Annotated in this window: 1 protein-coding gene; it reads left to right on the top strand. The window is 47.2% G+C overall.

Annotation, left to right across the window (positions count from 1 at the left end; translation table 11 throughout):
* Window positions 1-32: 32 nt before the first annotated feature.
* On the top strand, window positions 33-16,274 hold the full coding sequence (locus MKY97_RS19115; protein WP_342551889.1) for a non-ribosomal peptide synthase/polyketide synthase: 16,242 nt from the start codon (window positions 33-35) through the stop codon (window positions 16,272-16,274).
* Window positions 16,275-16,336: the final 62 nt, after the last annotated feature.

Below are 16,336 nucleotides of genomic sequence, written 5' to 3'. Positions count from 1 at the left end.
AATGTTAAGTCATAACGAAGGGATATAACCTGATGGAAAACATAAAAGATATTTATCAGTTGACACCACTGCAAGAAGGTATGCTTTACCATCGTATTCTTGAAGAAAAATCAGATGCATATTTTGTTCAAATGACTTTGGAAGTAAGAGGCTCACTAGATATCTTTAGATTTCAAGAATGTTTCAATACTGTTATTCAGAAACATGATGTATTAAGGACTGTATTTCTTTACGATACGGTAAAAGTCCCAATACAAGTCGTGTATGATAAGATACAGAATCAGATACTGCATGAAGATATTATGCATTTATCCGAAGAAGATCAGTTAAGGAAAATTGAATTTTTAAAGAGTAATGATCGAGAGATTGGTTTTAGTTTAAATGAGGGTCCTTTAATCCGAATGTCAATTATAAAATTGACAGAAGAGTATCATGTTGTCGTTATTAGTTTTCATCATATTATTATGGACGGATGGTCTTTAGGAATCGTTATCCAAGAAATGATGCGGATATATTTCAACGATATTTCAACGTCGCAGGTCATAAACCCACCTACTTCATATAGTAGTTATATAAAATGGTTGAATAAACAAGATACAGAAATGGCGTTAGATTATTGGAGCAAAATGTTGGGTGATTATGATCATAGAATTAGAATAATGGATAGGCAGCTTGATGAAGTAAGTGAGGAACATGATTATAAAAGTAAAAACTTCACTTTAGATACATTGTTAACGAAAAAGCTAGTTGAATTTTCTGTTAATAATCAGGTAACAGTTAATACAATAATTCAGGTAATTTGGGGAATTTTGCTCCAACGTTATAATAATGTGACCGATGTTGTGTATGGTTCAGTTATATCAGGAAGACCCGCAGAAATATTAGGAATAGAAAGTATGGTTGGTTTATTCATTAATACTATCCCGGTAAGAATTCGAGATGCAGAGTCATTATCATTTAATGAATATGTTAAAAATGTACAATTAGAGGCATTTAGTTCAGAGAAATTCAGTTATGTTCCCCTATATAAGATACAAACTAATACTAAATTAAAAAATAAATTATTTAATCACATTGTGGTATTTGAAAACTATCCTATTAACAAAGGAATTGCTAGTATCTCAGAGGAGATTGATATACAAGTAACAGAATTCTCAGAACATAATAACTATAATTTGAGTGTCATAATTCATCAAGAAGATACACTGAATTTCAAATTTACTTATAATTCAAAAGTAATTAGCGAAAATGATATTGTGACGATATGCAAACATTTAAAAGAAACTATCCTCACAGTCCTCAAAGACCCAACAATAAAGCTCAGCGATATTAATATAGTCCCAAATGAGGAGAAAGCACAGATCGCCGGTTTCAATGCGACGGAAGCTGCCTATCCGAAAGAAAAAACGATCCATCAGTTGTTTGAAGAACAAGTTGAGCGGACACCTGAGAATATAGCGGTGGTGTATAAAGGCGAAGAGCTAACTTACCGGGAGCTGAATGAACGTGCGAATCAATTGGCGCGGAATTTACGCGCACGGGGAGTAGGCCCAGAAAGTATCGTGGGACTAATGGTGGAACGATCGCTTGAAATGATCGTTGGAATTATGGGAGTCCTGAAGGCCGGCGGAGCCTACTTACCGCTGGATCCGACGTACCCGCAGGAACGGATCACGTATATGCTTGAAGATAGTGGAACTGCTCTTATCTTGACCCAAAGGCACGTGGCCGACCGGGTAGCGTTCCAAGGAGACATGCTTTATCTGGAGGATCAAAAGATATACAGTGGTCCAGGAGACGATTTAGCGGGAGTGAGTTCACCTCAAAACCTGGCGTATGTGATATACACCTCCGGGACAACCGGAAGGCCTAAAGGAGTACTGACTACTCATCGCAATGTCGTTCGTCTTTTGGTAAGTGATAATTCATTATTCGATTTTAATAGTAATGATGTTTGGACATTATTTCACTCATATTGCTTCGATTTTTCAGTTTGGGAAATGTATGGTGCGTTGGTTTTCGGAGGGACCTTGATCGTAGTGCCTCATGCCGTAGTGAAGAATCCGACATTATTTATGGAATTGCTAGAAACACATCAAGTAACGATATTAAATCAAACACCATCTTACTTCAAACAATTAGCCAATGAAATATTAACGAATAACAGTGAGCGGCTGGCGATACGCAAAATAATTTTTGGAGGAGAGGCGTTAAATCCATCCAGCCTAAGAATCTGGAATGCAAGGTACCCTAACATCCAACTCATCAATATGTATGGCATAACTGAAATCACGGTACATGCTACCTATAAAGAGATAACTGTTTTAGAGATTGGAGAAGCATGCAGTAATATCGGAAAGCCAATCCCTACATTAGGTGCTTTTATACTGGATCGTAATGGACATATGTCGCCTCTGGGTGTGGCCGGGGAGCTGTACATCTCCGGGGATGGATTGGCGAGAGGCTACCTGAATCAGCCGGAACTCACTGCCGAGCGATTTGTACCAAATCCGTTTGAACCGGGGGAACGAATGTACCGGACAGGCGATCTGGCCCGCTGGTTACCCGATGGTAATGTGGAGTACCTGGGACGGATCGACGACCAGGTGAAGATTCGGGGGTACCGGATTGAGCTGGGAGAAATTGAAACTCAGCTGGCTAAACATGAACACGTGATAGAAGCAGCCGTGGTCGCGCGGGAAGATCTTCAGGGTCAGTCCTATTTATGTGGATACGTGGTAGCGAACGGAGATTTGACGGTGGCATCATTGCGTCAATATCTTGGCCAAGGATTGCCTGACTATATGATTCCAGCCCATTTTGTGCAGCTGGATCAACTACCTCTGACGCCGAATGGCAAACTGGATCGCAAGGCATTGCCAGAACCAAACGGCACCATGGAATCGGGACGGGTATATGTGGCTCCGCGTAGTGAGACCGAAGAGCAGTTGGCTGCACTATGGAAATCCGTGCTGGGCGTTGAAAAAATCGGAGTGCAGGACAGCTTCTTTGAGTTGGGCGGTCACTCGCTGAATGCCATGATTGTGGTATCGAGAGTGAATCGAGAATTTGCGGTGGACATTCCGTTACGGGAGATGTTCCAGTATCCAACAATCGAAGAACTAGCAGTGCGGATTGAGCAGGCTGAGCAAGGAGCGTATGCCCTGATTGAACCGGTGGAAGAACGGAAGTACTACCCGGTGTCAGCCTCACAAAAACGTCAGTATGTTCTACACCAACTTGGGGGAGCTCAAACGGTATACAATATGCCCGTTAGCCTCGTTCTGAAGGGAGCATGCGACCTTGCTCAGCTGGAAAGGATCTTCCGGACCTTGGTAGGACGGCATGAAAGTTTGCGGACTTCCTTTGGGATGGTGGACGGAGAGATTGTACAGTACGTTCATCCCGAAGTGGACTTTGCCATGGCCTATGAAGAAGCGGAGGAGAGCGCAGCCGATACCGTGGCAGCAGAGTTTGTGCGTCCCTTTGATTTAGAACAGGCGCCGTTATTCCGGGCGAAATTGGTGAAGCTGGGCGAAGAACATCACCTTTTGCTGCTGGATATGCCGCATATTGTCTCGGATGGAGTATCCATGGGGATTTTGGCGGATGAGTTTGCGCGTTTGTATGCGGGTGAAGCGTTGTCCGAGCTACGGGTTCAGTACAAGGATTATGCCGTCTGGCAACATGCGCGTACAGCATCGGAGGAGATGAACCGGCAGCAAGCCTACTGGACGGAGACCTTGTCGGGTGAGCTTCCCGTGTTAGCATTGTCGACCGATCGTGCGCGGCCGGCGGTCCAGAGTTATGAAGGCAGTCGAATGAGCTTCCAGGTGAGCGAAGAGATCACGGAGGGACTGAAAAAACTGGCCCTGGAAACGGGAAGCACCCTGTATATGGTGCTGCTCGCGGCCTATAATACGTTGCTGCATCGATATACGGGCCAAGAGGATATCGTAGTAGGGACGCCGATTGCGGGAAGGTCGCATGCGGATCTGGAACCGGTAGTGGGGATGTTTGTGAATACCCTGGCGATGCGGAATCAGCCTCGGGGAGAAAAGAGTTTCACGGAATTTTTGGCTGAGGTGAAAGAAACGACGCTAGGCGCGTATGGCAATCAGGACTACCCGTTTGATCGATTGGTGGAAGAAGTGGCACCACGCCGGGATATGAGTCGAAACCCACTGTTTGATACCATGTTTGTGTTGCAGAATATGGAGCAGCGGACCATTGAACTGGAGGATCTGGAGATTCAGGTCAACCCGGGGCAAGGACACGTATCGAAGATGGATATCACGGTCACCGCCTGGGAGACAGAAGGAAGTCTTCAGTGTGAAATTGAGTACGCAACCCAACTATATGATCGTGAGACGATCGAGCGGATGTCGGGACACTGGCAACAGTTACTGAGAAGCCTCATTGAGGCCCCGCATCTTCAGCTGAGCGAGGTAGAGGTAGTAACGGAATCGGAGAAAGCACAGATCGCCGGTTTCAATGCGACGGAAGCAGCCTATCCGAAAGAAAAAACGATCCATCAGTTGTTTGAAGAACAAGTTGAGCGGACACCTGAGAATATAGCGGTGGTGTATGAAGGCGAAGAGCTAACTTACCGGGAGCTGAATGAACGTGCGAATCAATTGGCGCGGAATTTACGCGCACGGGGAGTAGGCCCAGAAAGTATCGTGGGACTAATGGTGGAACGATCGCTTGAAATGATCGTTGGAATTATGGGAGTCCTGAAGGCCGGCGGAGCCTACTTACCGCTGGATCCGACGTACCCGCAGGAACGGATCACGTATATGCTTGAAGATAGTGGAACTGCTCTTATCTTGACCCAAAGGCACGTGGCCGACCGGGTAGCGTTCCAAGGAGACATGCTTTATCTGGAGGATCAAAAGATATACAGTGGTCCAGGAGACGATTTAGCGGGAGTGAGTTCACCTCAAAACCTGGCGTATGTGATATACACCTCCGGGACAACCGGAAGGCCTAAAGGAGTACTGACTACTCATCGCAATGTCGTTCGTCTTTTGGTAAGTGATAATTCATTATTCGATTTTAATAGTAATGATGTTTGGACATTATTTCACTCATATTGCTTCGATTTTTCAGTTTGGGAAATGTATGGTGCGTTGGTTTTCGGAGGGACCTTGATCGTAGTGCCTCATGCCGTAGTGAAGAATCCGACATTATTTATGGAATTGCTAGAAACACATCAAGTAACGATATTAAATCAAACACCATCTTACTTCAAACAATTAGCCAATGAAATATTAACGAATAACAGTGAGCGGCTGGCGATACGCAAAATAATTTTTGGAGGAGAGGCGTTAAATCCATCCAGCCTAAGAATCTGGAATGCAAGGTACCCTAACATCCAACTCATCAATATGTATGGCATAACTGAAATCACGGTACATGCTACCTATAAAGAGATAACTGTTTTAGAGATTGGAGAAGCATGCAGTAATATCGGAAAGCCAATCCCTACATTAGGTGCTTTTATACTGGATCGTAATGGACATATGTCGCCTCTGGGTGTGGCCGGGGAGCTGTACATCTCCGGGGATGGATTGGCGAGAGGCTACCTGAATCAGCCGGAACTCACTGCCGAGCGATTTGTACCAAATCCGTTTAAACCGGGGGAACGAATGTACCGGACAGGCGATCTGGCCCGCTGGTTACCCGATGGTAATGTGGAGTACCTGGGACGGATCGACGACCAGGTGAAGATTCGGGGGTACCGGATTGAGCTGGGAGAAATTGAAACTCAGCTGGCTAAACATGAACACGTGATAGAAGCAGCCGTGGTCGCGCGGGAAGATCTTCAGGGTCAGTCCTATTTATGTGGATACGTGGTAGCGAACGGAGATTTGACGGTGGCATCATTGCGTCAATATCTTGGCCAAGGATTGCCTGACTATATGATTCCAGCCCATTTTGTGCAGCTGGATCAACTACCTCTGACGCCGAATGGCAAACTGGATCGCAAGGCATTGCCAGAACCAAACGGCACCATGGAATCGGGACGGGTATATGTGGCTCCGCGTAGTGAGACCGAAGAGCAGTTGGCTGCACTATGGAAATCCGTGCTGGGCGTTGAAAAAATCGGAGTGCAGGACAGCTTCTTTGAGTTGGGCGGTCACTCGCTGAATGCCATGATTGTGGTATCGAGAGTGAATCGAGAATTTGCGGTGGACATTCCGTTACGGGAGATGTTCCAGTATCCAACAATCGAAGAACTAGCAGTGCGGATTGAGCAGGCTGAGCAAGGAGCGTATGCCCTGATTGAACCGGTGGAAGAACGGAAGTACTACCCGGTGTCAGCCTCACAAAAACGTCAGTATGTTCTACATCAACTTGGGGGAGCTCAAACGGTATACAATATGCCCGTTAGCCTCGTTCTGAAGGGAGCATGCGACCTTGCTCAGCTGGAAAGGATCTTCCGGACCTTGGTAGGACGGCATGAAAGTTTGCGGACTTCCTTTGGGATGGTGGACGGAGAGATTGTACAGTACGTTCATCCCGAAGTGGACTTTGCTATGGCCTATGAAGAAGCGGAGGAGAGCGCAGCCGATACCGTGGCAGCAGAGTTTGTGCGTCCCTTTGATTTAGAACAGGCGCCGTTATTCCGGGCGAAATTGGTGAAGCTGGGCGAAGAACATCACCTTTTGCTGCTGGATATGCCGCATATTGTCTCGGATGGAGTATCCATGGGGATTTTGGCGGATGAGTTTGCGCGTTTGTATGCGGGTGAAGCGTTGTCCGAGCTACGGGTTCAGTACAAGGATTATGCCGTCTGGCAACATGCGCGTACAGCATCGGAGGAGATGAACCGGCAGCAAGCCTACTGGACGGAGACCTTGTCGGGTGAGCTTCCCGTGTTAGCATTGTCGACCGATCGTGCGCGGCCGGCGGTCCAGAGTTATGAAGGCAGTCGAATGAGCTTCCAGGTGAGCGAAGAGATCACGGAGGGACTGAAAAAACTGGCCCTGGAAACGGGAAGCACCCTGTATATGGTGCTGCTCGCGGCCTATAATACGTTGCTGCATCGATATACGGGCCAAGAGGATATCGTAGTAGGGACGCCGATTGCGGGAAGGTCGCATGCGGATCTGGAACCGGTAGTGGGGATGTTTGTGAATACCCTGGCGATGCGGAATCAGCCTCGGGGAGAAAAGAGTTTCACGGAATTTTTGGCTGAGGTGAAAGAAACGACGCTAGGCGCGTATGGCAATCAGGACTACCCGTTTGATCGATTGGTGGAAGAAGTGGCACCACGCCGGGATATGAGTCGAAACCCACTGTTTGATACCATGTTTGTGTTGCAGAATATGGAGCAGCGGACCATTGAACTGGAGGATCTGGAGATTCAGGTCAACCCGGGGCAAGGACACGTATCGAAGATGGATATCACGGTCACCGCCTGGGAGACAAAAGGAAGTCTTCAGTGTGAAATTGAGTACGCAACCCAACTATATGATCGTGAGACGATCGAGCGGATGTCGGGACACTGGCAACAGTTACTGAGAAGCCTCATTGAGGCCCCGCATCTTCAGCTGAGCGAGGTAGAGGTAGTAACGGAATCGGAGAAAGCACAGATCGCCGGTTTCAATGCGACGGAAGCAGCCTATCCGAAAGAAAAAATGATCCATCAGTTGTTTGAAGAACAAGTTGAGCGGACACCTGAGAATATAGCGGTGGTGTATGAAGGCGAAGAGCTAACTTACCGGGAGCTGAATGAACGTGCGAATCAATTGGCGCGGAATTTACGCGCACGGGGAGTAGGCCCAGAAAGTATCGTGGGACTAATGGTGGAACGATCGCTTGAAATGATCGTTGGAATTATGGGAGTCCTGAAGGCCGGCGGAGCCTACTTACCGCTGGATCCGACGTACCCGCAGGAACGGATCACGTATATGCTTGAAGATAGTGGAACTGCACTCATCTTGACCCAAAGGCACGTGGCCGACCGGGTAGCGTTCCAAGGAGCCATGCTTTATCTGGAGGATCAAGAGATATACAGTGGTCCAGGAGACAATTTAGCGGGAGTGAGTTCACCTCAAAACCTGGCGTATGTGATATACACCTCCGGGACGACCGGAAGGCCTAAAGGAGTGCTCATTGAAAATCGTTCAGTCGTTAACAGGTTGAATTGGATGCAAAAAGAATTTCCTTTATTGACGACAGATATTTTATTACAAAAGACCCCATTTAGTTTTGATGTTTCTGTATGGGAACTTTTTTGGGGAACCCTTGTAGGGGCGAAAACTGTTTACCTGCCGTCTGGAATGGAAAAAAGTCCCGAAGCCACGGCAGATGCAATCGCTACATGGAACATCACCGTCGTACACTTTGTACCTTCGGTGTTTAGGACATTTATGCAATCTATCGAGCATAAAAACGTAGCGGATACTTTTCAAGTGAGAATGTTTTTTGTAAGCGGGGAGGTTTTGTCCCCACATCTTGTATCTCAGTTCAACACCTTGTTACAAACGGGTAGCTCTTCTTTAATCAATCTATATGGACCAACTGAAGCAACGGTAGATGTATCTTTTTTCGAGTGTTCAAAAGAAGTTAAGTCTACTGTTCCGATTGGACAGCCAATCGACAATCATAAATTGTATATACTAGATTCTATGCAGAACTTACGGCCTTTAGGTGTTACCGGGGAGCTGTACATCTCCGGGGATGGATTGGCGAGAGGCTACCTGAATCAGCCGGAACTCACTGCCGAGCGATTTGTACCAAATCCGTTTGAACCAGGGGAACGAATGTACCGGACAGGCGATCTGGCCCGCTGGTTACCCGATGGTAATGTGGAGTACCTGGGACGGATCGACGACCAGGTGAAGATTCGGGGGTACCGGATTGAGCTGGGAGAAATTGAAACTCAGCTGGCTAAACATGAACACGTGATAGAAGCAGCCGTGGTCGCGCGGGAAGATCTTCAGGGTCAGTCCTATTTATGTGGATACGTGGTAGCGAACGGAGATTTGACGGTGGCATCATTGCGTCAATATCTTGGCCAAGGATTGCCCGACTATATGATTCCAGCCCATTTTGTGCAGCTGGATCAACTACCTCTGACGCCGAATGGCAAACTGGATCGCAAGGCATTGCCAGAACCAAACGGCACCATGGAATCGGGACGGGTATATGTGGCTCCGCGTAATGAGACCGAAGAGCAGTTGGCTGCACTATGGAAATCCGTGCTGGGCGTTGAAAAAATCGGAGTGCAGGACAGCTTCTTTGAGTTGGGCGGTCACTCGCTGAATGCCATGATTGTGGTATCGAGAGTGAATCGAGAATTTGCGGTGGACATTCCGTTACGGGAGATGTTCCAGTATCCAACAATCGAAGAACTGGCAGTGCGGATTGAGCAGGCTGAGCAAGGAGCGTATGCCCTGATTGAACCGGTGGTAGAACGGAAGTACTACCCGGTGTCAGCCTCACAAAAACGTCAATATGTTCTACATCAACTTGGGGGAGCTCAAACGGTATACAATATGCCCGTTAGCCTCGTTCTGAAGGGAGCATGCGACCTTGCTCAGCTGGAAAGGATCTTCCGGACCTTGGTAGGACGGCATGAAAGTTTGCGGACTTCCTTTGGGATGGTGGACGGAGAGATTGTACAGTACGTTCATCCCGAAGTGGACTTTGCTATGGCCTATGAAGAAGCGGAGGAGAGCGCAGCCGATACCGTGGCAGCAGAGTTTGTGCGTCCCTTTGATTTAGAACAGGCGCCGTTATTCCGGGCGAAATTGGTGAAGCTGGGCGAAGAACATCACCTTTTGCTGCTGGATATGCCGCATATTGTCTCGGATGGAGTATCCATGGGGATTTTGGCGGATGAGTTTGCGCGTTTGTATGCGGGTGAAGCGTTGTCCGAGCTACGGGTTCAGTACAAGGATTATGCCGTCTGGCAACATGCGCGTACAGCATCGGAGGAGATGAACCGGCAGCAAGCCTACTGGACGGAGACCTTGTCGGGTGAGCTTCCCGTGTTAGCATTGTCGACCGATCGTGCGCGGCCGGCGGTCCAGAGTTATGAAGGCAGTCGAATGAGCTTCCAGGTGAGCGAAGAGATCACGGAGGGACTGAAAAAACTGGCCCTGGAAACGGGAAGCACCCTGTATATGGTGCTGCTCGCGGCCTATAATACGTTGCTGCATCGATATACGGGCCAAGAGGATATCGTAGTAGGGACGCCGATTGCGGGAAGGTCGCATGCGGATCTGGAACCGGTAGTGGGGATGTTTGTGAATACCCTGGCGATGCGGAATCAGCCTCGGGGAGAAAAGAGTTTCACGGAATTTTTGGCTGAGGTGAAAGAAACGACGCTAGGCGCGTATGGCAATCAGGACTACCCGTTTGATCGATTGGTGGAAGAAGTGGCACCACGCCGGGATATGAGTCGAAACCCACTGTTTGATACCATGTTTGTGTTGCAGAATATGGAGCAGCGGACCATTGAACTGGAGGATCTGGAGATTCAGGTCAACCCGGGGCAAGGACACGTATCGAAGATGGATATCACGGTCACCGCCTGGGAGACAAAAGGAAGTCTTCAGTGTGAAATTGAGTACGCAACCCAACTATATGATCGTGAGACGATCGAGCGGATGTCGGGACACTGGCAACAGTTACTGAGAAGCCTCATTGAGGCCCCGCATCTTCAGCTGAGCGAGGTAGAGGTAGTAACGGAATCGGAGAAAGCACAGATCGCCGGTTTCAATGCGACGGAAGCAGCCTATCCGAAAGAAAAAATGATCCATCAGTTGTTTGAAGAACAAGTTGAGCGGACACCTGAGAATATAGCGGTGGTGTATGAAGGCGAAGAGCTAACTTACCGGGAGCTGAATGAACGTGCGAATCAATTGGCGCGGAATTTACGCGCACGGGGAGTAGGCCCAGAAAGTATCGTGGGACTAATGGTGGAACGATCGCTTGAAATGATCGTTGGAATTATGGGAGTCCTGAAGGCCGGCGGAGCCTACTTACCGCTGGATCCGACGTACCCGCAGGAACGGATCACGTATATGCTTGAAGATAGTGGAACTGCACTCATCTTGACCCAAAGGCACGTGGCCGACCGGGTAGCGTTCCAAGGAGCCATGCTTTATCTGGAGGATCAAGAGATATACAGTGGTCCAGGAGACAATTTAGCGGGAGTGAGTTCACCTCAAAACCTGGCGTATGTGATATACACCTCCGGGACGACCGGAAGGCCTAAAGGAGTGCTCATTGAAAATCGTTCAGTCGTTAACAGGTTGAATTGGATGCAAAAAGAATTTCCTTTATTGACGACAGATATTTTATTACAAAAGACCCCATTTAGTTTTGATGTTTCTGTATGGGAACTTTTTTGGGGAACCCTTGTAGGGGCGAAAACTGTTTACCTGCCGTCTGGAATGGAAAAAAGTCCCGAAGCCACGGCAGATGCAATCGCTACATGGAACATCACCGTCGTACACTTTGTACCTTCGGTGTTTAGGACATTTATGCAATCTATCGAGCATAAAAACGTAGCGGATACTTTTCAAGTGAGAATGTTTTTTGTAAGCGGGGAGGTTTTGTCCCCACATCTTGTATCTCAGTTCAACACCTTGTTACAAACGGGTAGCTCTTCTTTAATCAATCTATATGGACCAACTGAAGCAACGGTAGATGTATCTTTTTTCGAGTGTTCAAAAGAAGTTAAGTCTACTGTTCCGATTGGACAGCCAATCGACAATCATAAATTGTATATACTAGATTCTATGCAGAACTTACGGCCTTTAGGTGTTACCGGGGAGCTGTACATCTCCGGGGATGGATTGGCGAGAGGCTACCTGAATCAGCCGGAACTCACTGCCGAGCGATTTGTACCAAATCCGTTTGAACCAGGGGAACGAATGTACCGGACAGGCGATCTGGCCCGCTGGTTACCCGATGGTAATGTGGAGTACCTGGGACGGATCGACGACCAGGTGAAGATTCGGGGGTACCGGATTGAGCTGGGAGAAATTGAAACTCAGCTGGCTAAACATGAACACGTGATAGAAGCAGCCGTGGTCGCGCGGGAAGATCTTCAGGGTCAGTCCTATTTATGTGGATACGTGGTAGCGAACGGAGATTTGACGGTGGCATCATTGCGTCAATATCTTGGCCAAGGATTGCCCGACTATATGATTCCAGCCCATTTTGTGCAGCTGGATCAACTACCTCTGACGCCGAATGGCAAACTGGATCGCAAGGCATTGCCAGAACCAAACGGCACCATGGAATCGGGACGGGTATATGTGGCTCCGCGTAATGAGACCGAAGAGCAGTTGGCTGCACTATGGAAATCCGTGCTGGGCGTTGAAAAAATCGGAGTGCAGGACAGCTTCTTTGAGTTGGGCGGTCACTCGCTGAATGCCATGATTGTGGTATCGAGAGTGAATCGAGAATTTGCGGTGGACATTCCGTTACGGGAGATGTTCCAGTATCCAACAATCGAAGAACTGGCAGTGCGGATTGAGCAGGCTGAGCAAGGAGCGTATGCCCTGATTGAACCGGTGGTAGAACGGAAGTACTACCCGGTGTCAGCCTCACAAAAACGTCAATATGTTCTACATCAACTTGGGGGAGCTCAAACGGTATACAATATGCCCGTTAGCCTCGTTCTGAAGGGAGCATGCGACCTTGCTCAGCTGGAAAGGATCTTCCGGACCTTGGTAGGACGGCATGAAAGTTTGCGGACTTCCTTTGGGATGGTGGACGGAGAGATTGTACAGTACGTTCATCCCGAAGTGGACTTTGCTATGGCCTATGAAGAAGCGGAGGAGAGCGCAGCCGATACCGTGGCAGCAGAGTTTGTGCGTCCCTTTGATTTAGAACAGGCGCCGTTATTCCGGGCGAAATTGGTGAAGCTGGGCGAAGAACATCACCTTTTGCTGCTGGATATGCCGCATATTGTCTCGGATGGAGTATCCATGGGGATTTTGGCGGATGAGTTTGCACGTTTGTATGCGGGTGAAGCGTTGTCCGAGCTACGGGTTCAGTACAAGGATTATGCCGTCTGGCAACATGCGCGTACAGCATCGGAGGAGATGAACCGGCAGCAAGCCTACTGGACGGAGACCTTGTCGGGTGAGCTTCCCGTGTTAGCATTGTCGACCGATCGTGCGCGGCCGGCGGTCCAGAGTTATGAAGGCAGTCGAATGAGCTTCCAGGTGAGCGAAGAGATCACGGAGGGACTGAAAAAACTGGCCCTGGAAACGGGAAGCACCCTGTATATGGTGCTGCTCGCGGCCTATAATACGTTGCTGCATCGATATACGGGCCAAGAGGATATCGTAGTAGGGACGCCGATTGCGGGAAGGTCGCATGCGGATCTGGAACCGGTAGTGGGGATGTTTGTGAATACCCTGGCGATGCGGAATCAGCCTCGGGGAGAAAAGAGTTTCACGGAATTTTTGGCTGAGGTGAAAGAAACGACGCTAGGCGCGTATGGCAATCAGGACTACCCGTTTGATCGATTGGTGGAAGAAGTGGCACCACGCCGGGATATGAGTCGAAACCCACTGTTTGATACCATGTTTGTGTTGCAGAATATGGAGCAGCGGACCATTGAACTGGAGGATCTGGAGATTCAGGTCAACCCGGGGCAAGGACACGTATCGAAGATGGATATCACGGTCACCGCCTGGGAGACAAAAGGAAGTCTTCAGTGTGAAATTGAGTACGCAACCCAACTATATGATCGTGAGACGATCGAGCGGATGTCGGGACACTGGCAACAGTTACTGAGAAGCCTCATTGAGGCCCCGCATCTTCAGCTGAGCGAGGTAGAGGTAGTAACGGAATCGGAGAAAGCACAGATCGCCGGTTTCAATGCGACGGAAGCAGCCTATCCGAAAGAAAAAACGATCCATCAGTTGTTTGAAGAACAAGTTGAGCGGACACCTGAGAATATAGCGGTGGTGTATGAAGGCGAAGAGCTAACTTACCGGGAGCTGAATGAACGTGCGAATCAATTGGCGCGGAATTTACGCGCACGGGGAGTAGGCCCAGAAAGTATCGTGGGACTAATGGTGGAACGATCGCTTGAAATGATCGTTGGAATTATGGGAGTCCTGAAGGCCGGCGGAGCCTACTTACCGCTGGATCCGACGTACCCGCAGGAACGGATCACGTATATGCTTGAAGATAGTGGAACTGCTCTTATCTTGACCCAAAGACACGTGGCCGACCGGGTAGCGTTCCAAGGAGCCATGCTTTATCTGGAGGATCAAGAGATATACAGCGGTCCAGGAGACAATTTAGCGGGAGTGAGTTCACCTCAAAACCTGGCGTATGTGATATACACCTCCGGGACAACCGGGAAGCCCAAGGGAGTTTTGGTCGTAAATCAAGGTGTCGTCCGATTAGTCAAGGATACAAATTATATCAGTATAGATGAAGCAGATACATTATTGCAGGCTTCTTCTATATCCTTTGATGCGGCTACATTTGAAATCTGGGGTGCTTTACTTAACGGTGCAAAACTAATCCTCGTAACAACCACGATTTCATTGGATAACTTACGAGAGAATATCGTAGCGAATAATGTCTCTATCATGTGGCTTACCTCAGCATTATTTAATCTAGCCGTGGATTATGATATTGAGATGTTCAGTGGAGTACAGACGTTACTTGTCGGTGGGGAAGCAGTATCACCCAAACATGTGATGAAATTGTTAGACAACACAACAAGTATTAATCTAATTAATGGATACGGCCCAACGGAGAATACAACGTTTACTTGTTTTTACCCAATCACAACACTACAGAAAGAATCAGTTCCTATCGGAAAACCTGTATCAAATACAAAAGTCTATGTATTGGACAAGGGGATGCAGCCAGCTCCTATAGGAGTGGTAGGAGAACTGTACACATCTGGAGATGGATTAGCTCGAGGGTACCTGAATCAGCCGGAACTCACCGCTAAGTGTTTTGTTCCCAATCCATTTGAACCTGGCGAGCGAATGTACCGGACAGGCGATCTAGCCCGCTGGTTACCCGATGGAAACGTGGAGTACCTGGGACGAATAGATGATCAGGTGAAGATTCGGGGGTATCGGATTGAGCTGGGAGAAATTGAAGCGCGGTTGGTTAACCATGAACAGGTCATTGAGGCAGTCGTGGTGGCGAGAGAAAACCAACTAGGATTGAAGTCTTTATGTGGTTATGTGGTAACCAAGGGAACACTACTAATGGAAGAAATACGTCAGTATTTAAGTAGACAACTACCGGAGTATATGATCCCGGCGCATTTTGTGGAGCTAGATTACCTTCCGCTAACATCGAATGGGAAAATAGATCGTAGAGCGCTGCCAGAACCGAATGGAAAGATACAAACAACCGGTCGGACTTATGAAGCGCCAAGGAACGAAATTGAAAAAATGCTGACGAAAATATGGGAAGACGTTTTGATGATTGAAAAAATAGGGGTTGAGGATAGTTTTTTTGACCTAGGCGGAAATTCAATAACCAGTATTTCGATGGTTAATAAGATCCTCGAAATATTCAAAACTGAGATTAAGATTGATTTTATTTATCAGTATCCGACAGTTCGAGCAATTTCAGAAGCAATCGAACTTGGAAAACGTTTATCACATTCTTCAAAAGAGTCTATTTCATTACTTAATTGCAATGGCGATAAACAATTATTTTGTTTTCCTCCTATAGGAGCATTGGGATACTATTATAACAATTTGAAAATTGATAATTATTCAGTATATGCATTTGATTTTATTGAACGTATTGACCTTATTGATTATTATTCAAATAAAATTTTAGAAGTCAGAAAAGGGCCAATAAGACTTCTGGGGTATTCTGCAGGGGGGAATGTTGCGTTTGAGGTAGCGAAAAAATTAGAGCAGAAGGGTGAAACCGATATTATTTTAATTATTGTTGACTCCCTTAGAAGAGATCAAACAATAAATATGAACAAAGATGAAACTAGATTAATTTTTGAGAAATTTGAGGAGAAGTTGAATGTTTTTAGTAAACAAGAGATTAGAGATAATTGGGTTTCAAAGATCTCTAAATACCTCAAATTTATCAATGGGCTAATTAATGAAGATTCTCTCTTAAATACCGAGGTTCACCTTATAAAATCAATACAGAATAAAGATAAAGACCTCGGATGGAAGGACTTTACTGTGTCGTTTGAGGTTTATCAAGGAGAGGGTGATCATGATAGTATGCTAGATCAAAACATTCATTTTAATATGAATATAATTAATAAAATACTAACAAAATGAAAGAATTTTTTATTACATTAAGGGGCATTATGCCCCTTGTATAGTCAAAGTAAAGTTATTTT

Source organism: Paenibacillus sp. FSL R7-0652, assembly GCF_038595045.1.
Taxonomy (GTDB): domain Bacteria; phylum Bacillota; class Bacilli; order Paenibacillales; family Paenibacillaceae; genus Paenibacillus.
Note: the sequence above shows the minus strand (reverse complement) of the source record. Positions and strands in the feature narration are given on the sequence as shown.